The 24,142-nt window shown below is 68.3% G+C and carries 18 protein-coding genes and 1 riboswitch; of the genes, 6 read left to right on the plus strand and 12 right to left on the minus strand.

Features of this window, described 5'->3' with window-relative positions:
- Positions 1–16 precede the first annotated feature (16 nt).
- Complete coding sequence (gene groL / locus R5W23_RS27710) at positions 17–1,654, plus strand: chaperonin GroEL (RefSeq protein ID WP_261189130.1); 1,638 nt, start codon at positions 17–19, stop codon at positions 1,652–1,654.
- Between the two features lie 414 nt (positions 1,655–2,068).
- Here groL and R5W23_RS27715 read toward each other — a convergent pair whose 3' ends face one another.
- From R5W23_RS27715 to thrC, 8 genes are all read right to left on the minus strand, one after another.
- The gene (locus R5W23_RS27715; RefSeq protein ID WP_320689168.1) at positions 2,069–2,464 is read right to left on the minus strand and encodes a BON domain-containing protein; all 396 of its coding nucleotides are present in this window, start codon (positions 2,462–2,464) and stop codon (positions 2,069–2,071) included.
- Positions 2,465–2,554: 90 nt separating this feature from the next.
- Complete coding sequence (locus R5W23_RS27720; RefSeq protein WP_261189133.1) at positions 2,555–2,899, minus strand: hypothetical protein; 345 nt, start codon at positions 2,897–2,899, stop codon at positions 2,555–2,557.
- A gap of 134 nt (positions 2,900–3,033) precedes the next feature.
- Entirely contained in the window at positions 3,034–4,176 is a 1,143-nt protein-coding gene (locus R5W23_RS27725; RefSeq protein ID WP_320689169.1) for an aminotransferase class V-fold PLP-dependent enzyme, read from the minus strand.
- Positions 4,177–4,235: 59 nt separating this feature from the next.
- On the minus strand, positions 4,236–4,841 hold the full coding sequence (locus R5W23_RS27730; protein WP_320689170.1) for a Uma2 family endonuclease: 606 nt from the start codon (positions 4,839–4,841) through the stop codon (positions 4,236–4,238).
- Between the two features lie 182 nt (positions 4,842–5,023).
- Positions 5,024–6,079, minus strand: coding sequence for a ThiF family adenylyltransferase (locus R5W23_RS27735; RefSeq protein ID WP_261189136.1), 1,056 nt, complete (start codon positions 6,077–6,079; stop codon positions 5,024–5,026).
- 65 nt (positions 6,080–6,144) lie between these two features.
- Positions 6,145–6,486, minus strand: coding sequence for a hypothetical protein (locus R5W23_RS27740; protein ID WP_261189137.1), 342 nt, complete (start codon positions 6,484–6,486; stop codon positions 6,145–6,147).
- A gap of 2 nt (positions 6,487–6,488) precedes the next feature.
- Positions 6,489–6,761 (minus strand): ubiquitin-like small modifier protein 1, encoded by a 273-nt coding sequence (locus R5W23_RS27745; protein WP_010044949.1) that lies wholly within the window; start codon positions 6,759–6,761, stop codon positions 6,489–6,491.
- A 134-nt stretch (positions 6,762–6,895) separates the two neighbouring features.
- Complete coding sequence (thrC, locus tag R5W23_RS27750; RefSeq protein ID WP_320689171.1) at positions 6,896–8,167, minus strand: threonine synthase; 1,272 nt, start codon at positions 8,165–8,167, stop codon at positions 6,896–6,898.
- 170 nt (positions 8,168–8,337) lie between these two features.
- A riboswitch (SAM riboswitch) is annotated at positions 8,338–8,501 on the minus strand.
- Positions 8,502–8,685: 184 nt separating this feature from the next.
- Between thrC and R5W23_RS27755 the strand changes: the two genes are divergently transcribed.
- A complete protein-coding gene (locus R5W23_RS27755) occupies positions 8,686–9,936 on the plus strand; it encodes a patatin-like phospholipase family protein (protein WP_320689173.1) in 1,251 nt (416 codons plus the stop codon).
- A gap of 113 nt (positions 9,937–10,049) precedes the next feature.
- Here the strand turns inward: R5W23_RS27755 and R5W23_RS27760 are convergent, their stop codons facing one another.
- Positions 10,050–12,296, minus strand: coding sequence for an inositol monophosphatase family protein (locus R5W23_RS27760; RefSeq protein WP_320689175.1), 2,247 nt, complete (start codon positions 12,294–12,296; stop codon positions 10,050–10,052).
- A gap of 158 nt (positions 12,297–12,454) precedes the next feature.
- Here R5W23_RS27760 and R5W23_RS27765 point away from each other — a divergent pair, with 158 nt between their 5' ends.
- Complete coding sequence (locus tag R5W23_RS27765; protein ID WP_320689176.1) at positions 12,455–13,171, plus strand: arginyltransferase; 717 nt, start codon at positions 12,455–12,457, stop codon at positions 13,169–13,171.
- An 8-nt stretch (positions 13,172–13,179) separates the two neighbouring features.
- Here the strand turns inward: R5W23_RS27765 and R5W23_RS27770 are convergent, their stop codons facing one another.
- Entirely contained in the window at positions 13,180–14,007 is an 828-nt protein-coding gene (locus R5W23_RS27770; protein ID WP_320689177.1) for a TIGR02452 family protein, read from the minus strand.
- A 55-nt stretch (positions 14,008–14,062) separates the two neighbouring features.
- Complete coding sequence (locus R5W23_RS27775) at positions 14,063–14,419, minus strand: TfoX/Sxy family protein (RefSeq protein ID WP_320689178.1); 357 nt, start codon at positions 14,417–14,419, stop codon at positions 14,063–14,065.
- 399 nt (positions 14,420–14,818) lie between these two features.
- Between R5W23_RS27775 and R5W23_RS27780 the strand changes: the two genes are divergently transcribed.
- Entirely contained in the window at positions 14,819–16,165 is a 1,347-nt protein-coding gene (locus R5W23_RS27780; protein WP_320689179.1) for a DUF1501 domain-containing protein, read from the plus strand.
- 153 nt (positions 16,166–16,318) lie between these two features.
- Here R5W23_RS27780 and R5W23_RS27785 read toward each other — a convergent pair whose 3' ends face one another.
- Positions 16,319–18,484: a tetratricopeptide repeat protein gene (locus R5W23_RS27785; RefSeq protein ID WP_320689180.1), complete on the minus strand. Its 2,166-nt coding sequence runs from the start codon at positions 18,482–18,484 to the stop codon at positions 16,319–16,321.
- A gap of 298 nt (positions 18,485–18,782) precedes the next feature.
- Between R5W23_RS27785 and R5W23_RS27790 the strand changes: the two genes are divergently transcribed.
- Together R5W23_RS27790 and R5W23_RS27795 are read left to right on the plus strand one after the other, a co-directional pair.
- Positions 18,783–20,381 carry a serine/threonine protein kinase gene (locus tag R5W23_RS27790; protein WP_320689181.1) on the plus strand — a complete coding sequence of 533 codons (1,599 nt, stop codon included), beginning with the start codon at positions 18,783–18,785 and terminating at the stop codon, positions 20,379–20,381.
- 227 nt (positions 20,382–20,608) lie between these two features.
- The gene (locus R5W23_RS27795; protein ID WP_320689182.1) at positions 20,609–24,010 is read left to right on the plus strand and encodes a sigma factor-like helix-turn-helix DNA-binding protein; all 3,402 of its coding nucleotides are present in this window, start codon (positions 20,609–20,611) and stop codon (positions 24,008–24,010) included.
- Positions 24,011–24,142: the final 132 nt, after the last annotated feature.

The following is a 24,142-nucleotide window of genomic DNA, read 5'->3' on the forward strand; positions in this document are numbered from 1 at the left end:
ACCGAGAGGTTTGACGATGGCAGCGAAGCAGATCGCGTTCGACCAGGAAGCCCGCGACGCCATGAAGCGGGGCATCACCAAGCTGGCCCGGGCCGTGAAGGTGACGCTCGGGCCGAAGGGCCGCAACGTCATCATCCAGAAGTCCTTCGGCAGCCCGACCGTCACCAAGGACGGGGTGACCGTGGCGAAGGAGATCCAGCTCCCCGACCACTACGAGAACATGGGCGCCTCGATGGTCAAGGAGGTCGCCTCCAAGACCAGCGACGTGGCGGGCGACGGCACCACCACCGCGACCGTGCTCGCCGAAGCGATCTTCAAGGAGGGGCTCAAGGCGGTCGTCGCCGGCACCAACCCGATGCTCATGAAGCGTGGGATGGAAAAGGCCGTCGAGGACATCGTCGCCAAGCTCAAGGAGATGAGCATCCCGGTCGGCGGGAAGAAGGGCCTGGAGAACGTCGCGACCGTCGCCGCCAACGGCGACGCCGAGATCGGCAAGAAGCTCGCCGAGGCGATGGACAAGGTCGGCAAGGACGGGGTCATCACCGTCGAAGAGGCCAAGACCATCGAGACGAACTACGAGTTCGTCGAGGGGATGCAGTTCGACCGCGGCTACCTGTCGCCGTACTTCATCAACAACCCGGAAACGATGGAGTGCGAGCTCGAGGACGCCTACGTCCTCGTGTACGAGAAGAAGATCAGCGCCGCCCGCGACATGCTCCCGATCCTGGAGAAGGTCGTCGGCCAGGGCAAGCCGCTCCTGATCATCGCCGAAGAGGTGGACGGCGAGGCGCTCGCGCTGCTGGTCGTGAACGTCATCAAGTCGAACTACCAGATCAAGGTCTGCGCGGTCAAGGCGCCGGGCTACGGCGACCGCCGCAAGGCCATGCTCCAGGACATCGCCGTGCTGACCGGCGGTAAGGCGATCTTCGAAGACCTGGGCATGAAGCTCGAAACGGTCACGATGGAGGACCTGGGCACCGCGAAGAAGATCAAGGTGGACAAGGACAACACCACCGTGATCGAAGGCGCCGGCACCGCGGCCGCCATCAAGGAGCGGATCGCCACCATCCAGAAGGAGCTGGACAAGAGCACCAGCGACTACGACAAGGAGAAGCTGAGCGAGCGGATCGCGAAGCTGTCCGGCGGGGTGGCGAAGATCAACGTCGGCGGCGCCACCGAGAGCGAGGTCAAGGAAAAGAAGATGCGGGTCGAGGACGCGATGCACGCGACCAAGGCCGCGCACCAGGAAGGCATCCTGCCCGGCGGCGGCACCGCCCTGCTCCGCTCCAGCACCGGCCTGAAGGCCCCGGAAGGCCTGACGGACGACGAGAAGGCCGGCTACAAGATCATCATCGATGCGTGCCGCGCCCCGGTGAAGCAGATCGCCGAGAACGCCGGCGTCGACGGCAACGTGGTGGCGAAGGAAGTGCTCGCCAAGGACGAGAAGAACTACGGGTACGACGCCCGCGCCGACCGCTACGTCGACATGGTGGCCACCGGCATCATCGACCCGACGAAGGTGGTCCGCAGCGCCCTCCAGAACGCTGCCAGCGTCGCGACCCTGCTCCTCACCTCCGACGCGATCATCGCGGAAGAGCAAGAGAAGAAGAGCAAGAAGGACCCGGCCCCGGGCGCCTACGACGACATGTACTAAGCGATCGATAGATCGTTGAACGCGTTCGGCCCGGTTAGCTCACGTGAGCTAACCGGGCCGAACGCGTTTCACAGCCTCGCAACGAATCCCGCCGTTTCGAGTGGATACACGATCCGGTTACTGGTGTCGGCTTTGCTTTTGTGGCCCAGACATTCCTGTCTGTGCGGCCTTCTCGCGCCGCCCAGACAGGAATGTCTGGGCCACAAGAAACAGACACCACCACCCGGCAGTGAATGAGAGATGCAAAACGTAATCGGGCCGCGGCCCTGGGACCGCGGACGTCCCGTCCGCACGTTGGCATATGGAACCGCAACACGGCACCCCGCCAAGCTGTCATCACCGCAGCAGCAAACGGAATGTCCACAACGCCGGGAGCCCCGCCCTCTGACTCAATCCGACGCCCAGCAAAAATAGTCAATCGACGGGCGCGGCGAGTTCGTCTACCACCTCATCAACGCCAACGGTGTTCCGTGCCACGCCCACCGCAAGGCGCTTTACGCCGGCGTTCGGCACCACGCCGCGGAGCGTCACCACGTTGCCCTCGGCGGTGACCGTGAACTCGACGCCCACGAACCGCTTGTCGGCCGCGAGCCGGGCACGAACGGCCTCGTCGGCGCGGGTGGGCAACTCTTTACGAAGAGCGTCTACCGGTGCGGAGACATTCACACTCGGCGGCAGTGCATTACGGAGCTTTGCCACCGTCAGCCGCGAAACCGCCGCGAGCTTGTCCCCATCGGACGCCTTGAACTTGCTACCGACCAGCAACAGGAACAGGGCCACCAGAATCATCACGGAGGCGAACTGACGCATGACAACACCGGGCGGAACGCGAGGGGCGAGTTCCGTTCAGTATGTCCGTTCCGCCGGCTGGGCGCAAGAGCGCCGAATAGAAGGGAACCGTCAGGCGGCGTCCGCCGGGGACGGTTGGAGCGGCCATAGAACCCGGCGCAGGGTGTCGTCGGGGTCGTCTTCATCCGGCGATTCGAGCACAATCGTGACACGGGGCAAGAGCCCGTGCCGCGCGAGAACGTCTTTCACGACGATCAGCGCCGTGTCGGGCGTGGTGATGGATTCCAACGCGATGTTGATGAACCCCGCGTCGGTCGCCCCGCGTCCGCACTCTCCCGCGGCGCCCGCCAGCAGGGCCGCGTCGAGGTCGTGTTCGAGCCGGGTCCGCAGGTCGAAATCCTCGTCCGTTCCAAACGCCCCGTTCACCGGCAGCCGAACTACCATCCCGAACGTCATTGCGAGTCTCCATGACGACGTGATGTGCCATCCATGAAATTACCCGGTCGGGCGTGTGAAGAACAAGAACGTTGCGGCTCGATTCGGGCATTCTCGCCGCAACCGAATTGCAAACACGAAACGGTCAACGGAACTCATACGCTCGTGATCTGCTTCAGCGCGTCGGCCAGCACGTCGATATCGGCGGCCGTGCTGAACGGCCCCGGGCTGACCCGCACCAAGCCGTCGGGAGCGGTGCCGAGCGCTTTGTGGACGTATGGCGAGCAGTGCAAGCCGGGGCGCACCGCGATGTTAAACGACTGGTCGAGCACCCCCGCGAATTCCGGCGCCGGGAGGAGCTCACACCGAAAGCTCAGCGCGCCGACGCGTTGGGCCTCGTTCGCGTGGCCGAACACCTCGAACCCGGGCAGTTCCGCGAGAGCGCCCCGCAAGCGCTCGCACAGCTCCGTTTCATGCCGGCGGATGCTCTCGACGCCGCGCGCTTCGACGAAGTCCAGACCGGCGACCAGCCCCACGACGCCGAGCACGTTGGGCGTACCGCCTTCAAGGTAGTGCGGGAAGTCGGTCGGTTGCGTGGGGGTGAGCGAGTCGCCCCCGGTGCCGCCCTCGCGCCACGGCCGGAGCGTCACGCGCGGCCCGACGTACAGCGCGCCGGTCCCCGTGGGGCCGAGCAGCGACTTGTGCCCCGGGAACGCGAGCAGATCAATGTGCGCGGCCTGGACATCGACCGCGATCGCGCCCGCGGTCTGTGCGGCGTCGACCAGGAACAGCACGTCGCGCTCGCGGCAGATGCGCCCCACGTCGGCGATCGGCTGCACGGTGCCGAGTACGTTGCTGGCATGGGTCATTGCGACGAGCCGGGTCTTCGGCCCGATCGCGGCGCGCACCGCCTCGGGATCGATCGTGCCGCCGCCGTCGGCCGGAACGCGCGTCAGGGTGATGCGCCCGGCTTCCGCGAGCGCCACCAGCGGGCGCGACACGCTGTTGTGTTCGAGGTCGGTGGTGATGACGTGGTCGCCGTCGTTCAGCACCCCCTTGAACGCCATGTTGAGCGCGTCGGTGCAGTTGAGCGTGAACGCCCAGCGCTCCGGGCTGCGGCCGTTGAAGAAGCGGTTGAGCCGGTGCCGCGCGTCGGAGAGGGCGTGCTCGGACTCCAGCGCCATCCGGTGCCCCGAGCGCCCCGGGTTGGCGAGCGAGTGCCGCGCGAAGCGGTCCATCGCGACGTACACGCTCTCGGGCTTCGGGAAGCTGGTCGCGGCGTTATCGAGGTAGATCATGGTGGTTCGTGAGTCGCGCACCGGCCGCCCCAGGTTGTTGGACTGATGGCGGCGGAAACTTACGGCAACAATTGGTCCACAGAGACGGTACCGACCTGCTCGCCGTCAACGACTACGGGTATCACGTCGCCCGGGCCGTAGTCGGCGCGTGTCTTGTACGTCGGGTTCTTGCCGCCCTTCGGTTGCGTGTACACTTCCACGCACCGGTCCACGAGATTTACGATCCAGTACACGGGCAACTTGGCCTTCGCGTACTGCGGAATTTTCAACCGCCGGTCTTCGTCGAGCGAAGTATCAGACACCTCAACGACGATCGCCACATCCTTTTCCGTCGGGTGCCGCTTCGTGTACTGTTGTTTCGGTGCCCGGACAACGGCAACATCTGGCTCGGGCGCATTATCGCCGGGGAGCCGCACCGGCAGTTGCGTGCGCGTCGTCCACTCGGCCGGGAGCACCTCGGCGATGGCGCTGTTGGCCACATCGACCGTACCGGCATGCTGAGGGTTGTGGGCCATCTTGTCCACCAGCCAGCCGTCGATCAGTTCGGAGCGGTCGCCGGGGGTGAAGAACCCGATCGCCGTCAGCCGCTCGTACTCCTCGATCGTGAACCGGTGAACGGAGCGAGGGGGGGCGTCGGCAGGTAGCGGCGCGACCTTCGTTCCCATGCGGATACCTCCTACCGCAAGAATAACACGCCCCGTCCCGACGGTCGCACGCCGGAGCGCGGGCCTCTGGCCCAATGGTATGCGCCGGGCGTGCGCCCGGGGTTCACGCAGAACCGGCTCGCATCGGTCATGCGTGTCAGAGCTCGCTCTCCGGCGCCGACACCTTTCAACCGGATTCGGCATCAGTGCCCGACGTACTTGGCGTACAGCGTGCGGGCCTTATCCGGCTCGTCGGTGCCCTTGATGATCGCCCGGCCGTCCTCGAACACCGTGAACTCGTACGGGTCGCCGTTCTCGACCAACTGGAACTTCAGCAGGAACTTGTTGTAGCTCACCTCGCCCGACTGCTTCAGCACGCCCGCGAGGTACGCGAAGTCGAGTTTGCCCTTCGTGCGGTGGCTCACCTGCACCGCGTTGCGGCCGCACAGCGACGTGGTCTGGGTGCCGTGCGCGCCGTCGAGCCACTCGAAGTTCCGCTTCGCGCAGCACGGGCACTGCCCCTTGCGCCCCGCGAGCGGCGCCACCTTCACGCGCTTGTTGGTGTTCTCCCACACGTCGAGGATGAGCAGTTCGCGGTTCACCGCGGCCTTATTCCCCGAGAGCAACTTGATCGCTTCGGCGGCCTGGTAGCTGGCGACGATGGCCACCGCCGGCCCGAGCACGCCGGCCGTCTCGCACGTCCCGGTCTCGCCCGGGGCCGGCGCGGCCTCGAACACGCACCGCAGGCACGGCGTCTCGCCCGGGATGATGGTCATGCTCATCCCCTGGCTGCCCACCGCCCCGCCGTACACCCACGGCTTCCCGTGCTTGAACGCCACGTCGTTGATGAGGTAGCGGATCTCGAAGTTGTCGCTGCCGTCGAGGATCAGGTCCGCACCCTCGCAAAAGCCCTCAATGTTGGTGCGGTTGATGTCCGCGACGATCGGCTCCACCGTGACCGACGAATTGATCGCGCGCAGCTTGGTCGCGGCGGCCTCGGCCTTCGGCAGGTTGCTGGTCACGTCGGACTCGTCGAACAGCACCTGCCGCTGCAAGTTCGACGGCTCGACGAAGTCGCGGTCGATGACCCGCACGAACCCCACGCCGGCGCGCACAAGGGTGTTGGCGAGCACGGTGCCGAGCGCGCCGCACCCGCAGAGGGTGACGCGGCTGGCGAGCAGCTTCTCCTGCCCGCCCTTGCCGAGGCCCGGGAACCGCATCTGGCGGGAGTAACGTTCGAGGGGGTTCGCGTCGTTCATGGTGCGTTAAGTGAGAAAGGGGAGCGGCTCGCGCTCCCCTTTTGGTGTGTGGAGGTGGCGCCGGCCTACTGGCCTATTTCATTCACTTTGAGGAAATCTTGCAGGAATCGCACGTGCTGTTTGGGCCACTTCTCTTCCCGCGCGAACCCGACCAGCGCGGCCATGTCCTCCCGGACCCGCCGCAGGTCCGGCCCCTCGAGCCGCTGCATGTACGAGACGAGGTAGTGCATCGCCTCCTCGGCCACCGCCGGGTTCAGCACCCCCGGCTCGGACCCTTCGAGGAAGACGTAACTGTGAATCGCGGCGAGCAAGAGCGGGTGTACGCCCAGCTCCGCCGGGATCAGCGGGAACACCGCGGCCCCGTCGGGCGCCTCTTCGGGTTTCGCGTCTGGCGTCTCGCCGGCCACGGTCAACCTCCGGCGACGGCGGGAATGAGCGCCACGATCACGCCGTCGGTCACCGCGGTGTCCATCTCGTCGAGGTAGCGGATGTCCTCGTCGTTCAGGAACACGTTGATGTACGGGCGGAGCTTGCCGTCCGCGAACAGCTTGGGCTCGACCCCGGGGTACTGGCGCACGAGGTCCGCGAGCGCGGCCTTCACGGTCGCGCCGGTCACGTCCACTTCCGCCTTCCCGCCGGTCTGCTCGCGCATCGGGGTCGGGATCTGAACCTTGATCGCCATGAGGTCTCCAGAAATATTCACCGCGGAGGGCACGAGCGGGCGCAGAGAGAAGGCAGTGAGAGAAAAGTTCAACTTCTTTGTCTTCTCTCTGCGCCCGCTCGTGCCCTCCGCGGTGAATCCTCTTTGTCTTTGTTTTACACCAGCGCCGGTTCCGCGACGCGCTCGCCCAGCCCGACCAGTTCCTTGAAGTCGGCCAGGGCCGGCTTGATGACCGCCGGCTCGTCGAGGGCGTCGAACACCGCGTCCTGGGTCTTGAGCCCGTTGCCGGTGATGCAGATCACGATCTCCTCGTGCCGCGGGATGCGGCCCGACTCGATCAGCTTCTTGGCGACCGCCAGCGTGGTGCCGCCGGCCGTCTCCGCGAACACGCCCTCGGTCTTCGCGAGGAGCTGCATCCCCTCCACGATCTCCGCGTCGGTCACGTCCTCGGCCCAGCCGCCGGTCTCGCGGATCAGCTTCGCCGCGAAGTACCCGTCGGCCGGGTCGCCGATGGCGAGGCTCTTGCAGATCGTGTTGGGGGTCCGCACCGGCTTGTGCCGCTCGCGGTTGCTCTTCACGCAGTCCGCGATCGGGTTGCAGCCGGCGGCCTGCGCCCCGTACATCTTGGTCGTGACCGGTTGGTCCACGAGTCCGAGCGTGCTCAGCTCGGTGAACCCCTTGTGGATCTTGCCGATCAGCGCGCCGCCGGCCATCGGGCAGACGACGTGCTGCGGGAACCGCCAGCCGAGGTCCTCGGCGATCTCGAACCCGACCGTCTTGGACCCTTCCGCGTAGAACGGGCGCAGGTTCACGTTCACGAACCCCCACCCGTACTCCATCACGATCTGGGTGCAGAGCCGGTTCACCTGGTCGTAGGTGCCGGACACCTTCACGACCTTGGCGCCGTACACCGCGGTGCCCAGGATCTTGACCCGCTCCAGGTCGGCCGGAACGAGAATGGTCGCTTCGAGCCCGGCGGACGCGGACAGCGCCGCGACGCTGTTGGCGAGGTTCCCGGTGCTGGCGCACCCGACCATCCGCATCCCGAGTTCGCGGGCCTTCGAGAGCGCGACGGAGACGACGCGGTCCTTGAACGAGAGGGTCGGGAAGTTGACCGCGTCGTTCTTGATCCACAGCCGCTCGACGCCCAGCGCGTCCGCGAGCCGGTCGGCGCGGATCAGCGGGGTGCCGCCGACCTGCGGGCCGACGGTCGGTTCGCCGTCGAGCGGGAGCAGCTCACGGTACCGCCACATGTTTTTGGGGCGCGACTGGAACTTGGCCCGGCTGACGTGCGGCTTGATCTTTTCGTAATCGTAGGCGACTTCGAGCGGCCCGGAATCGTCGGCGCAGAAGAAGTGCGCGCCCTTCGGGTACAGTTTGCCGCACACGCGGCACTTCAGGCCCAGAACGAAGTCGTTACTCGCCACAGAAACACCCCTGGTGAGAGACAGACGCAACTCGCTTTTCGGAGCGAAGTTACGCGGTCGATTTCGTTTCGGGGTGAGTGCTTAGCCAGATGCGCCGCGACACGGTCCTGTGTGCGGCTGGGTGGTGAGATAAGAGTACGGCGGGGCCGTAAAGAACGGCCCCACGCGAGATCTTATCTTCCCCGGCCATACCCCGTCCCAGTTCGGGGGACGATGGCGTTTGCCGGGCAGGAGTTAGCACCTGCATCCGAGATCCGAGTTGTGTGCTCGGATCGAAACGGACCGGTTGCTGTGGCGTCGTCGGGCCTGGCCCCTCAGCCACTCTGGATAAGATACTCACCAACTTTAATTTTCAAAACGACCGCGCGAACGCGGTGCGTTGGAAGAAGAATACGGTGCTTCGGCCACCCTGGCAACGCAAATTAGGGAAAATTGCGTCATGGCTCACACGCTCGGCGAGGCGTTATCGCGCTGAAAACCGCGTTGACACCGCACCCGGTCGCGGGTACGGAGCGAGCATGGTCACGTTGCGCGGTTGCGCCCGCTGGGCGATCTTCGTGCTCCCCGTCATCGGTCTGGCGGCACTCCTCGGATGCGCGCCGGCGCCGCGCCCCGACGGCACGTCCCCCCGCCCCCACCGGGCGATGGCGTCCGCCGACGGCCCGGTGATCGTCCCACCGGGGGCGGTGCTGGCGAACCCGTCGGACCTCGACGCGGGGCTGCGCAAGCCCCGGCACGTGCTCGCCCTGTCCAGCGGCGGGCTCTACGGCGCGTACTCCGCCGGCGTCCTCGACGGGTGGAGCCGGACCGGGCTGCGGCCCGAGTTCGACGTGGTCACCGGGACCAGCACCGGCGCGCTGATCGCCCCGTTCGCGTTCCTGGGCAGCCACTACGACGCGCAATCGATGAAGCTCTACACGGGGGTGCGCGCCGAGGACATTTTCCGCGCCCGGGCGTGGATCACGATCCCGTTCCGCGACGCCCTCGCCACCTCCGCCCCGCTCAAAAAGCTGATCGAATCGCAGGTCAACCAGGACCTCATGGCGGCGATCGCCGCGGAGCACCGGAAGGGCCGCCGGCTGTACGTCGGTACGACGGACCTGCGCACCAAGCGGACGGTCATCTGGGACATGGGCGCGATCGCGTGCCGGCCGCCCTCTGAGGGGTGCGCGCTGTTCCGCGACGTGCTGCTGGCGTCCGCATCGATCCCGGGCGTGGCCCCGCCGGTGCCGTTCCGCATCGAGGTCGACGGGCAGCAGGTCACCGAGTACCACACCGACGGCGGCATCACCGCGCCGCTGTTCGTCCCGCCGAACGTGTTCATGAGCGCCGCGCCCGAGCCGGGCGAGCCGCCGGCGTTCGCGGGCGCGGGGTTCTACGCCATCGTGGCCGGGAAGCTGTACCCGGACGAAGGGCCGGTGCGGCGGCGCATCCTCCCGGTGCTCGGGGCCAGCACCGCGGCTCTGCTGGCGGCCCACTGCCGGGCGGAGCTGGCGAACATGTACTGGCAGGCGCGGTACGCCGGGATGCGGTACCACATGATCGCGCTGAGCCAGGACGCGCACATTCAGCCCGATTCGGCCGTCAGCTTCGACCAGGACCTGATGAAGCGGCTGTACGAAGAGGGCCGGCGCGACGGCGAGGGCGGGCCGAACTGGATGTACTCCCCGCCGGCGCTCAGCCCGTGCGACGGCGACTACGCCCGCGGTAGCTCCCGGCTCCGGACCATGCCCACGGTTCCGATCTCGGTGCCGTCACCTTCAAATTGAACGGGACGCGAACGGGAACCCGGCTCCGGACCATGCCCACGGTTCCGATTTCAGTGCCGTAACGGTTTCCGAGGACGGGCGCCGCGGCGATCCGAGTTGTCCCCGCCCCGCGCTTACACCTGTGGGGGGACAGGCGTCTCGCCCAGTAATTCGCCGCCGTGCTTGGCGATTTGCTCCCGCACCAGGGCCGCCAGGGCGCCGTGAATCCGGTCCACCGCACCCGCCACCGTACACGTCCGCTCTTCGCCACCGGACTTGAACACCAGTTGCGACACGCACGCCCCCGCCTCGTGCGCGATCAGCACCCCGGCCGCCACGTCGTAGTCGTTCGCGGTGATGATCGCCCCGGCCCCGCCGCTCCCGGCCATGTACGCCAGGATGAGCGCCACCGACCCGCTGTTGCGCACCGCCGCGTTCCGCACCACCAGTTCGCGGAACACCTCCGTCTGGGCACCCAGGTCGAGCCCGCGGGCCGAGTAATCGATGATCTGGTTGCGGAGCGGCTCGGCGGCGTCCACCGGCGCCGCGAACGCCGCCCCCCGGTGCTCGAAGTCGTTGCGCTCGATCACGAACGCACCCTGGCCGCGCTCGGCCCAAAAAATGCGCCCCGAAGCCGGGTGGCTCACCACGGCGTCGGTGGTGGACCACCCGGCCCCGGTCCACTCCTGGCACGCGAGCGAAACGCCGAACTCCTGCCGCCGGCCCAGGAAGTTGCGCGTCCCGTCGAGCGGGTCCACCAGAAAGCGGCGTGCGCCGGCGACCGGCGCGGTGTCGTCGGCGTCCCCGTGCTCTTCGCCGCAAAACCGGTACGCGGGGTAGTGCGCGTGCAGCACCTGCCGAACCCGCTCCTCGATCTCGTCGTCCACGGCGCTCGCGATGTTGTGCTCGTCCTTGAACGTCGCGACCAGTTCGCCGGCGCCGCCGCGCGGGCCGAGCGAATGCGCCTCGAAGTGCCGCATGGCGATGGCGTTGGCCTCGAACGCGGCCTCGATCATCGCCCCGACGTGCCCGTAGTGCATGCCCCCCGGGAGCTTCCGCTTCACCACGCCGTCCCAGATCGGCTTCAGCACCGTGATGCGCGGGCTCACCTCCCCGCGGAGCGCCCCGAAGTACCGCCACATCTCTTTCCGCAGCGAGCCGTATTCGCCGAGCCACGCCCGCGGGCCGTCCGGGTGCGCCCGGGCCTTCGCCACCAGCAGCCGCACGTACCGGGTGCTCCGGTCGGCGTCGCTGAGCCGGTCGGTGCGGCCGTCGAGCACGTCGCTCAACACCCCCTCGTAGCGGTCCAGTACGCCCGTGCAGTCGTCGTAGCGCCGCTCGAACACGTCGATCGCGTGCGGGGTGCGGAACTCCTCGCACAGCAGGTACCCGGCGATCATCCCGACCGACAGGTTCCGCCCGTGCTTCGGGTCGTACAGCCAGTCGTAGAAGCCCAGGATCTCGGTCAGCGTGTCGCGGTACCGGACGAGGCAGCCGCGCAACTGCTCGACCGCGAGGGCCGGGATCGTGGGCACGGTCGCGTCGTCGTCCGGGAGCCGCGCGTCCTCGAACAGTACCGGTAGCGCCCGCCCGGCCCGGTCGACCAGCGCCGGCCCGTGGACGTAGATTGTGGAGCAGAAGTCGCCGTTGGCGAACCCGGTCTCGGCGTTCGTCTCCACGAAGTGCGCGTCTTCGAGCGGTTGCGCGTAGGCGTCGCCCGACGTGAACGTCTCGGACGCGCCGCGCTCGATCGTCGCCTCGCCGAGGTACGTTTTGCGGAGCGCCCCGCCGGCGTCGCGCCGGTAGCCCGCGTACACGGGCGTGGTGCGACGGGTGTTCGCCCGGAGCGGGTCCGCGGGCGCGAGGTCCACGGCCGCGAGCAGATCGCCGGACGGCCGGAACCCCGTGACGCGCCAGACGTGGTTGGTCAGCTCGCCGGTCACGACCGCCGACGCCATCTCGAACCGGTGCAGGTGGAGCCGCTCGAGCGACGCGAAGTTCGCCCCGCGCCAGTACACGTGGAGCCGCAGCTTGAACCCCGCCGCGCGGTCGTCGGCGAGCACGAGCTTGTCGAACCCGATCGGGTGCGGGTACGAACGGGCCGCGATCGCCTTCAGCGCCTCTTCGTCCGCGAGCACGGAATCGACGACCGCGCGGACGACCCGTTTGTCGGCGAAGGTCCAGGTGAGGGCGCGCAGCGCCTCAACGTCGCCGACGCGGTGGGCGCGGAAGTACGCCCGGAGCAGGTGCGACGCGCGACCAAGCGTGGGGTCTGCGAGGAACTCGTCCAGCAGGGCGACGAGTCCGGGGAACCGCTCGGCCCGCCGGACGAAATAGTCGCGGGTGGCGGCGCGGGCGGACAGTTGCGGGTCGAACGGCATCGGGCGCCTCGCAGCGGGTGCTCGGTGTAATATGCGTCGCCCGGCGGGCGCACACAACCGCCCGCCGGGCCGATTTCGCGCTCGCGCGGCGCGGGCGGCCAATTACAATTTCGGCACGCGGGTTCCCGTTCGGGTGAGCGTTCGCAACCGGGGTGCGCATGGAATCGCTGTTGGTTTTCACCAGCCCGCCGAGCACGTGCAGCTACCTGCCGGACCGGCGCGCGGCGCTCACCTACGAGATCGTCGCCCGAATGACGGCCGCGGAGTACCAGGAGCGGTTGAAGGCCGGGTGGCGGCGGTTCGGGTTCTCGCTGTTCCGCCCGACGTGCCCGTCCTGCACCGCGTGCCAGTCGTTGCGGGTGCCGGTGGCCGCGTTCAAGCCCGACCGGTCGCAGCGCCGCTGCCTCGCGGCCAACGCGGGGGACGTGCGGCTCGAGATCGGCACGCCCGAGGTGACGGACGACAAGCTCGACCTGTACGACCGGTTCCACGCGTTCCAGAGCGACCACGTGGGCTGGAACGACCACGGCCCGAAGAGCGCCGCGGACTACGCCGAGTCGTTCGTGGACAACCCATTCATGACGCAGGAGTGGTGCTACTACCTGGGCGAGAAGCTGGTGGGGGTGGGGTACGTCGACCGGTTCCCCGAGGGGCTGTCGCTGATTTACTTCTTCCACGACCCGGACGAGCGGGCGCGCTCGCTGGGCACGTTCAACGTGCTCTCGGCCCTGCGCGTGGCGGGCGAACAGAACCTACCGCACGTGTACCTGGGTTACTATGTGAAGGGGTGCCGGTCGCTGGAGTACAAGGGCCGGTTCCGGCCCCACGAGGTGCTCGGAGGGGACGGCGTGTGGCGGTCGGTCGCGGACGTTTGACTCCCGGGTTACACCGGCGGCGCGTGCGACCCGAACCGCTTCGCAAACGGGCCGATGAACCGCCCCTCGGCCGACGAGTCGAGCACCGCGAACACGACCTTCGCGAAGCAGCCCCCGAACCGCCCCCGCAGTGCCTTCGCGAACAGCTCGGCAATGGCATCGGGCTCGTTCTTGAACACCCCGCAGCCCCACGCGCCGAGCACAACCGCGTCGTGCCCGTGCCCCGCCATCAGCGTCAGCACTTTATCGATCCGCTCACGCATCTCGTCCCGCACCAGGCGCCGCTCGGAATCGCGGATCGCGCCGACGTTGACGGCGGGGCTCGTTACGAACGCGCACAAATACGGCTCGTCGAGCAGTTCGCCCTCATCATCCTTGAGCACCGGCACGGCGGGCGAGTAGATGGCGTAGTTCGTGTAGAACCCGCCCCCGGTGTGGGCGTGGTCGCGGTACATCGGGTTGCCGTTGATGCACGCGTACAGCGCCGACGCACGGCACAACGATTCCTCTTGCGCGCGGGCGCCGCCGAGGAAGCCGCCGCCGGGGTGACGGGCACTCGCGAAGTTGAGCGCGACCGGCCGGAAGCCCTCTCTAACGAGTTGGTGCGAGGCCGCGAGCGTCGTGTCGTTGACCGTCTCGAAAACGCCGGCGACGCCCGAGGGATCGAACCGCGGGAGCGGTTCGTCGGGCGGGTAGGTGCGTGTGCCGTCGCGGGCCGCCTCAACAAGGTGGGCAATGGGAACCGTCTCGCCGCGTCGGTTCTGGTACCGCCCCGCGGCGATGATGTCGAGCGTGTCGCGTGCGATCGTGGCGGCCCGACTGCGTTTGGGATACATGCGTTGCTCCGTGTCGTGTGCTTCGGACACGGAGCCGGCCGCGGAGGTTCGTTGGCTACTTCACAGATAACGTGCGCACGAACGCCACGCACTGCTGAACCCAGTCGCGAAGCTCGTCGTCGGTGGCGCACCCGGCCGGCTCGACCTTCACCCACCCCCTCATGGGCTTACCGGTGATGTCGAACGGGCGCACGTTGGGATCACGAAGGGCCGCAACATCGTCGCCACCGAGCCGGGCGATCAGCCAGCGCTGCCACACGCCCACGCACACGTTCCCGTTCAGCAGCCACGCGATCCCACCGAACAGCTTTTTCTCGACCACGCTCCGGGTTCCGTCCAGAACCACGCGCACCCGTTCGACGAGTTGCGGATCGGTCGTTGCTTTCGCGAACGTCTTGCGCGGACCTGCCATCGGTGGGGCTCCTCGTGAACAGAGTTTACACAGCTCGTCCCGGTGTTCAAACTGCGGTGGTAACTGTAAAGAGCCTTACTTGCTGGGTTCGGATCACCGAGAACCGAATCCCTGGCCCGGCCGAACTTTCGGCCGGCGGCGCGAAATGAACAGTTTCGCTGGACAAAATGCAGCCGGCGACCGAAAGTCACTTGACCGCAAGGCGATTGCTTGCGAGAGTCTTAACATCCCGCCTCGCTCCGCGAACCGACACCGCGCACGGCCGAACCGGCCCCGCACACCGAATTGGACCACGGGCTTTAGCCTCCCACCGACCGGCCGCTGCGTTGAACCGCTTGTGATGCGTTCAACCAGCCGCTCCCACCGACTTCGCTTCTCGATGACGACCGAGGAACGCTCATGACCACACCGCCCCCCCGGCCCTGTCGTGGATTGTCGCGCCGCGAAATGTTACGGGTCGGTGCCCTTGCTCCGCTCGGGTTCGGACTCACGGACGTGCTCCAGGCGCGCCCCGGCGCGGCCCCGAAGGGCCGCGCCCGGTCCGTCATTCTGCTGTTCATGTGGGGCGGGCCGAGCCACCTCGACACCTGGGACCCCAAGCCCGCCGCCCCGCTCGAGGTGCGCGGGGCGTTCGAATCGATCGCGACCGCCGTACCGGGGCTCCGGATCGGGGAGCACTTTCCCCGGCTGGCGGCCCGCGCGCACCAGTACGCGGTGGTGCGGTCGATGACGCACACCGACCCCGCGCACCTGTCCCCCGTGCATCACCTGATGACCGGCCGGGTCGCGCCCCGGCCCAACTCCGACGCCGACGGGGCGAGCCGGGGCGACGCCCCGTGCCTCGGGGCCGTCGTCCACAAGCTGGCACCCGCGGCCGGGGCGATGCCCTCCGCCGTCACGCTCCCCTGGGCGGTGTCCCACCCGTCCGCGCCGGGCGGCACCGCGCCGGGCCAGAACGGCGGGTGGCTGGGCTCCGGCACGGACCCGTTCCTCGTCACCGGAAACCCGAACCTGGAGTCGTTCGCCGTGGCCGGGCTGTCGGCGCCCGGCGACGTGTCCCCCCACCGGCTCCGGAGTCGGGCCGAACTGTCCCGCCACCTGGACCGGACCGGCGGCTCGGGCGCGGGCTTCACCGGGCTCCAGGGCAAGGCCCTCGATTTGCTCCTCGCCCCGGCCGTCTCGACGGCGTTCGACCTGTCGCGCGAGCCGGCGCAGGTGCGGGACAAGTACGGGCGACACCCCCACGGGCAGAGTTGCCTGCTCGCCCGCCGGCTGGTCGAGGCCGGCACCCGGCTGGTGACGGTCAACTGGCCCGACGACGGGCGGGCGTTCTGGGACACCCACGGGAACAACTTCCCGTCGCTCAAGACCCGGCTCATGCCGCCGGCCGACGCGGCCTTCGCCGCCCTGCTGGACGACCTGACCGCGCGCGGCCTTCTGGACGAAACGCTCGTGGTGTGGGTGGGCGAGTTCGGGCGCACGCCGCGGGTGGAGAACGGGGGCCGGCAGCACTGGCCCCGGTGCTACTCGGCGGTGCTCGCCGGGGGCGGCGTTCGGGGCGGCGCGGTCTACGGAGCGAGCGACCGCATCGGGGCCGACCCGGCGTCCAACCCGGTGTCGCCCGCCGATCTGACCGCAACCGTCTATCTCGCCCTGGGAATCGACCCGGCGACCGAGATCCAGGACCCCACGGGCCGCCCGTGGCGGGTCGCCGACGGGACTCCGGTCCAACAACTGTTCGGTTAACGACCCGCGTCGGCGGCACAGTGCCACCGACCACGAAGCCGCACGCGGCGATCATTGCAAACCATCGCCAATACGGGCGCATAAATCGGCCCGGCCGGCCCTCCTCATTGAGAGCCGGCCGGGGCCGATGGTGCACCAAAGCACACGGCCCGATCACTTCGCCTTTTGCGCGGCGGCGACCAGTTCGGAGCAGTGCCCTTCGAGGTCGCGGTTGCCGGTGCGGCGGGCCGCTTCCAGTCCGCCTTCGGCGAACTGGAGCGCCTTCTCGCCGTTCTTCAACCGCAGCATGTCCTCAGCGGCGCTGGCGTAGAACTTGCCCTCGTCCGGGTGCGCGGCCAGCAGGGCGCTGTACTCCGCCGCCGCTTTTTCCGCGTCCTTGACCTTCACGAACAGTGCGATCTTCCGGAGCTGGTAGTCCGTCCCCCGCTGGCCGCCGTTGTGCTCGGCGTCGTACTTCGTGCCCTCGTCGATCAGCTCGCCGGCGCGGGCCGTGTCGCCGTTGGCGGCGGCCCCGGTGATAGCGGTCGCGTACAGCCGGTACCGGTCCGGGTTGGCCGCGTCGAACGGCTTCAGCAGCCCGGCCTGTGCGAACGCGACGGCCAGTTCGTGCGCCTTCAACTTGACGGCCGCCAGCATCGCCTGTTCCAGTTCACCGACCGACAGGGTCGCCACGTCGAGCGCCGCCAGTTCGGGCGTGTTCATCGCGCCGATGTCGCGCTTCTTCGGCTCGGGCGCGGGCGCCGGGGCCGCGGCCCGCGGGGCCGGGGCGGGCTCGTCCTTCTTGTCCTCGGGCACGTGGACCTTCGGCGGGTCGGCGGTCACGTACTCCAGGTTCAGTTTGTGCCGCAGGTTCGCGAAGTTGTACATCTCGATGGGCACGACCTCCTGCCCCACCTGCTTGCTGGGCGCCGCCAGCTTCAAGCAGTCTTCGAGGAACTTCACCACCCCGAACACGTGCTTGCGCAGGACCTTGCTGCCCACCGCCTCGATGGGGGCGTTGCCGCTCAGCGCCTTCAGCGGGCGGTGGAGCCAGACGCCTTCGAAGTAGTTGGCCGCGTGGTCGCGGAGCTTGGCCTCGGCCGCGTTCAGGTCGCCGCTGGCGGTCGGCTGGGCCATCGCCTCCAGCACCACGTCGCGGAAGTTGAGCGGGTTCTGGCCGGCGACCGGCTGCTCGACGGCCAGTTGCAGCGCGGCGTAGATCTCGTCGGCCGCCTTCGCCACGGACTCGCGGTTCGGGTGGCTCAGGAAGATCGACCCGTTGCTCACCACCAGCCGCGCGGCGATCTTGGCCATCGTCACCGCCCCGACGGCCAGGAGCGAGGGCAGCTCCTCGACCAGCAGGCCGAACAGCATCCCGCTCTCCTGGTCGGCGCGCATGTTGCGCAGCTTGCGCGCCTGGTCGTAGGCGCGGAGCAGGTTCATCACCGCCTGCGCGTCGCGGATCCGCAGGACGAACGTGTGCGAGATGTGGTCGGTGTCGTTCTCCATCCCCGCGCCGCAGCGGAGCACCTCCGCCAGCGCGCCGGCCTCTTCGGCGCGGTGGTCGTCGGTCTCGAACTCCAGCGACTTGACCAGCACCGCGACCGCCCGCGGCTGCTCGCCCAGCCACGCCAGCACCAGCCCCAGGTTGAACCACGCGGCCGGGTCGTCCGGGGTGAGCTTGGTGAGGTCCTCGAACGCCTTACGCGCGTCGGACAGCTTCCCGGTCGCGGCGGCCTCGGGCACCGGCTTCGCGGTGGGGCGGAACTTGTACTTTTTGGACGCCGCGGCCGGGTACGGCCCTTCGGGGCCGAACTCGACCTCGAACTGCTGCCGCAGCTCCGCGTCCGTGGGCTGGAAGTGGATCACCCGCTCCAGCGCCGCCCGCGCGGCGACCGGCCGGTTCAGCACCGTCGCCTCGTACTGGTAGATCTTGAAGTACACTTGCGCGAGCTGCTCGTGGGACTCGGGGTCGTAGGCCTCGGCGGCCTTGCGGAACAGCAGCAGCGCGCCGAGCAGCTCGCCCTCGTTCTCGCGGAACTGGCCGCGCAGGAAGTGCGCCATGCCCGAGTCCGGGTTCAGCCGCAGGGCCTCGTCAACGGCCTCCTCCGCCTTATCGGGCTGCTGGGCGTTGTACAGGAACTGGGCGTAGTACCCCCACACCGACGGGTTGTCCGGGCGCGCCTTGGTGAGCGCCTGCATGGTTTGGAGCGCCGCCTCGTGTTGCCCCTGCCGCTCCTGCTCGAACGCCTTCTCGACGGTGTCGAAGTACGACGCACAGCACCACTTGAACTTCTTACCGCTGCCGCACGGGCACGGGTCGTATGGCTGGGGAGGCATGTGTCGGTCCACCTTTGGGGCGCGTAGCGGTCGGCGAGCGGTGCGGCCCGGTCCGTGCCGGCCGTTCATTACGGGGAAGACGCGCCGGTGCCGCCACTCGTTCGGGTTCAGGATAGGGGATCGGGTTGCACCTGAAAACGGGCGGGGGCGAGTTTGACAGTTCCGAAAGGCGCCCTAATTTTGCGTACCTGCGCTCTGCTCCGGTGAGACGCGAAATCCGTCGCGCGGGCCGAAACCGGACCCGCGAACACAACGCCGGCGGCAGCGCACCGGCACACTCCGTAAGGACGATTCTCAAATGGTGACGAGCGACCTCGGCGCGTGCGAGTGGTTCGTGTGGGACCTGCGGCGCAGCGGGCTGATCGACCGCGGCCCCCTCGACCAGATCGTCGGCGAGTTCCTCAAGCGGAACCCGCGCGCCGAGGCCCCCGCGCTGGCCGAGTTCCTCGTCGATCAGGGCACCCTCACGGCGTTCCAGGCCGAGCGCATCCTGAACGGCAAGAGCCAGGGGCTGGTGCTCGGGCCGTACGTGCTGCTGGACGCGATCGGCTCCGGGAGCATGGGGCAGGTGTACAAGGCCAGCTCCAAGAACGACAGCAACTTCTACGCGGTCAAGGTGTTACCGCGGCGCAGCATGTGGAACGTGCGCTTGGCCCGCCGCCAGGTGCGGTCGTTCGCCACGTTCGAGCACCCGGCCGTGGTCCCGTTCGTGGACGTCGGCACCGCCGGGGGGCTGCACTACCTCGCGTGGCCGCTGGTCGAAGGCAACACCCTCGAATCCCTGATCCAGCACCACGGCAAACTGGCGCCCGCCACCGCCGCGCTCTACGCGGTGCAGGTCGCCCAGGGGCTCACCGTGGCCCACCAGAACAACCTGTTCCACGGGCTGGTGAAGCCGTCGAACGTCATGATCGGCAGCGACAACCAGGCCCGCATCCTCGACTTCGGCATCGGCTCTTTGTTGGTCGAGAACGAGGGCGAGAGCCTGGTGGACACCATGTCCACCGCCAACACGCTCACCAGCGGGCTGGACTGCGCCAGCCCCGAGAGCATTATGGAGCCGACCAACCGGACCCCGGCGGGCGACCAGTACAGCCTCGGGTGCGTACTGTACTACTCTCTGACCGGGCACGTGCCGTTCCCCGAGGGGTCGGCGGTCGAAAAGATGATGGCCCACCAGACGAAGGAACCGACGCCGATCCGCGAGCTGGTTCCGAACGTGCCGGCCGGCCTCGTCGCCGTCGTGCAGCGGCTCATGGCGAAGACCCCGGAAGAGCGCTACAGCGGGTGCGACGAACTGGTCGAGGCGCTGGAACCGTTCCTGGGCGACCTCAACCAACTGAACGGGCCGGGCGGCAGCGGCGCCCGCACGCCCCCGAACAGCCAGTCGGGCGGGCGGATGCCGGGTCTGGGCAACCGCTCGAACCCGGGGGCGAAGATCACGCTCCCGAGCCGATCGAACCCAGGTGGATCGGGCATGCGGTCCAACCCGGCGTCGAGTTCCATGATCGTGCCCCCGAGCGCCCAGACCCCGCAGCCGCCGGCGTCCCGTGGCGGCGTGCCGAGCCGGGCGTCGTTCAACCTGCCCGCGGTGAGCGACGAGACCGAAGGCGGCGCGGCCGCCCGTTCGCACACCCCGCCGGAACTGGGCCGCCCGATGCCGAAGCTGCCGACCCGCGGCGCGACGACCGGGCGTCCGGAGCCAATGCGCCCGGCCCGGCCCGCGAAGCCGATGCCGCCCCCGGAGCTGGAAGAGCTTCCGGACGCGGAACCGGCATGGGCCGAAGAAGCGTCAGAGCCCCGGGGGAAGGGCAACGCCGGCACCATCGGGCTGATCGCGGTCGCCATCGTGCTGATGGTGATCGTGTACATCGGCGCCACGCTGCTAATGAAGTAGCGGACCGCCGGCAGAAGCGGAACCGGCGGTGCGGTTGACCTGTCGTTTCCGGTAGCACGCCGATCGTCTCACCCGAACACCAGCGCAGGCCAGGGGCACACCCCCTGGCCTGTTCGCATTCGGGGCGCGACAACATGACCGTCGAAGTCGGGCGTGATATTTCTTGCGCCGGCCGCTCCTCAATTCGGCATTAACATCGGGTAGCCTCTCAGTACGAAGGAGCCGCGATGCCGCGCCTCGAGTTCCGTCGCGCAACCGCACTGTGCCGACTCGGTTCCAACGCCGCACGGCCCACCGATGCCGAACTGCTCGCCCGTTTCGCTGCCGACCGCGACGAGGCCGCGTTCGCGGAACTGGTTGTGCGGCACGGCCGGCTGGTGCGCGGAACGGCCCGCCGCTGTCTCGGTGACGTTCACGCGACCGAAGACGTGTGCCAAGCTACGTTTCTGGTCCTCGCCCAAAAAGCCGCAACAGGTCCGTGGGGGCCGACCGTCGGCCCGTGGCTGCACGCGACCGCGGTACGGCTGGCCCGGAAAGCCGCCCCGCGAACACCCGTTGCGGAACCCACCGACAGCCCGGTGTCCGAACCGGACCCTCACACGGCCGCCGCTTGGAGCGAGATCTGCCGCGCGCTGGACGAAGAACTTTCAGCACTACCCGAGGTCGTCCGCGGGCCGCTCGTGCTCTGCTACCTCCAGGGGCACACCCGCGATGCGGCGGCGGCGGCGCTGGGGTGCTCGCTCGCCATGCTCAAGCGGCGGCTGGAGCGCGGTCGCAACCTGCTCCGCGACCGGCTAGCGCGGCGCGGGATCAGCCTGCCCGCCGCCGGCGTCGGCGTGCTGGCAACCGAACTGGTGACCGGGGCGACGGATGCGTCGCAGCAGGCTCGCGCCGCGGTCGCCTATCTTGCGTCCGGCCGTGCTCCCGTTGCCCTGTCGGGACTTCTCGGCGGCGGTGGCGGCCGGTGGAAGGCGGCCGTGCTCTTCGCGAGCTTGGTCGCGTGCGGGATGGGTCTGGTCGGAGCCGCCGGACGACCGGACGGGAAAACGGCCGCGACCGAAACAGGCGACCCAAAGGGGGCTCAGAAATCGGCCGAGCGCATCGACCGGTTCGGCGACCCGCTCCCGGCCGGTGCTCTGGCGCGGTTCGGCACGAGCCGCCACCGCGCCCCGGACGCCCATGTTGCAGTAACGCCGGACGGGAAAACGGTGGTGACCGCTGGCGACGATCTGATCGTCCGAACCTACGACGCCGTCACCGGCGCGGCGCGAGACGTTCGATCGCTCGACGGACCGCCGACTTACCAGACGGCACTGGCGGCCGATGGCCGGTACTTGACCGGAGTGGCATATCCGGCACCAAATAAGGCCGAAATTCGCGTGTGGGAACTCGCGACCGGAAAATTGATCGGCACGCTCCCGGTCGGCCGGGACCCAGTCAACACCCTTGATGTCCACTCGGGCACGACAAAGATCGCATTCTTTCGCGGGCCGGAAACCCACCCACCCTCACCGCGGAAGGTGTGCATATGGGATTTTGCGAAAGGCAATGAGCCGATCGAACTCGACAGTTTCAAACCGCAGGGACCGCGCTTCGGAGAACCACGGAACCTGTTCTCTCCGACCGGAGAGTTGCTACTGTCCCATCAGCAAGACGGGCGGTTGGTTTGCCGGGATCTCGCGAACCACAAGGTGCTGTGGGAGAAGAAACTTCCTACCCTCACGTTCTTCTTTTTTGCACCCGACGGCAAGAACGTGGTGGCCGCCCCGAACGGGTCCGGGTTCGAGTTTTGGTCGGCGGTTGACGGGAGCAAACTAGCGGAACAGGCGTGGGACGGTGCGGCGGTTCAAGACCGGTACAGCCACTGGCCGGTGGCCATATCGGCGTCCGGTCGGTTGGTGGCCCTGTTCCACGGTCAACGGCGCGTGGTCCTGTACGACACGGTCAAGCGGGCCGTCGTTCGGGAATTGAACGACCCGCGCCGGGTGCCGCACGACGCCACAGTGGGGTTCTGGAAGGTGCCCACGACGTTCGCCTTCACCCCGGACGAAACCGGGTTCGTCTGGCGAGCGCCGACCGTTCAGCGCTGGGACATCGCGACCGGAAAGGCGACGTGGCCGGTCACCTGGGATCAGGGCCACACCGAAGCCGTCACCCGACTGCTGTTCGCTCCCGGTGGCGAAGCTCTCGTATCCGCCGCCACCGACAACACGCACTACATCTGGGACCCGAAATCGGGCCGCGTGCGGCAGCGGATGCTGAAAGGCTATGGGGACCTTATGGCCTTCGCACCGAACGGGCGCACCCTTATCACTTCGAACGATGACGGGCTCGCTCCTCCGAAAGTGTGGGACCTCGCGTCCGGGACGGGAGCCACAATTTATAAAGGCGACACACGTTACCCACAGTACGGTTCGAGCAGGGACCGGCAGGCGGCGGTGACGCCCGACGGAAAGCGGCTCGTCACCCTGACGGATAACGGCATCGCGCGCGAGCGCATTCCACCCGGCCACTATCTCACGGTATGGGACTTGGCCGAGCGAAAGGTTATTCGCGAGGAACAGGTCGGTTACAACGGGTGCGTGACCGCTGTTGCACCGGACGGCGAGATGTGCGCGATCGTGCCCCAACTTCACGAACACCCGGGGGCGCGGCTGGTAGCCACCGCAACCGGAAAGGAGATCGGGCGGTTAACCGAACGAGACCTCTTGAAGAGCGGCCTTTCACGACCGACCCTCGAGCTGATGCTCTCCGCGGACGGCCGCACCGTGGCCACGCGGGTGACCGACGACAGCGGTACGGCCAAGTCGGTCGGAGACTTCCCAGTGAAGTTGTGGGACATCGCGACCGCACGGGCGTTCGCCCAGTTCCCGACTACGGGTGCGGCCCGGTTCTCCTTTGCACCCGATGGCAGAACGCTTGTGATTGCCGGAAGCAGCGGGTTCCGGACCTACGAGTTGGCCACCCGAAAGGAAGTTCACGCCGTTGCCGCCGGCTCAACGCCCCGGGTCCGGCCGTCCGATCCGTTCGCCACCGCGCTGGCCGTCGGACCGGGCGGGCGGACCGTCGCGACCGGACACATGGACGGAACGATCCTGCTCTGGGACGCAACGCCGTCCCGAACCGCACTCGAACCGGCGGAAGCAGGCGCCGCGTGGGACGCACTGAAGAAAGCCGACGCCGGCGCGGCGCGGGTGGCCGTGCTGCGCCTCATCGACGCCCCGGATCTCGCGCTGCGATTGTTCGACGAGCGGCTCAAACCGGCGACCCCGTCGCCGACCGCGCCGGCCCTCGTCCGCCAGCTCGACTCGGAAGACTTCAAGCAGCGAGAAGCCGCCGAAACGGAGCTGCGGGCGCTCGGCAGCCGGGCCGAACTGGCACTCACAGCGGCGTTAACCGGGCAACCGTCGCCCGAGTTGCGGAACCGGATCGCGCCGTTGATGAACGCTCGATCGCTAACCGCGCCCGTGAGCGGTGAAGATCTGAGAGACGTTCGGGCGGTGGAAGTGCTGGAAGGTATCGGAACGCCCGCCGCCCGAAAAATGCTCGACCGGCTGACGACCGGAGAGCCGACAGTCCGGCTCACACGAGAAGCCAAGGCCGCTATTGCACGTCTCGGCGGGCGCTGACGGCATTTCTGGAGCGCGGGCGTCCCGCCCGCTTGGCTTCGCAGAAGGATCGGCCTCGGGTAACCCGCGTCGCAGATCCGCACGAGTCGCAAGGCGGGCGGGACGCCCGCGCTCCACAGAGGTTGCACCAGC

This window comes from Gemmata algarum (assembly GCF_034097035.1).
GTDB classification, from domain to species: domain Bacteria; phylum Planctomycetota; class Planctomycetia; order Gemmatales; family Gemmataceae; genus Gemmata; species Gemmata algarum.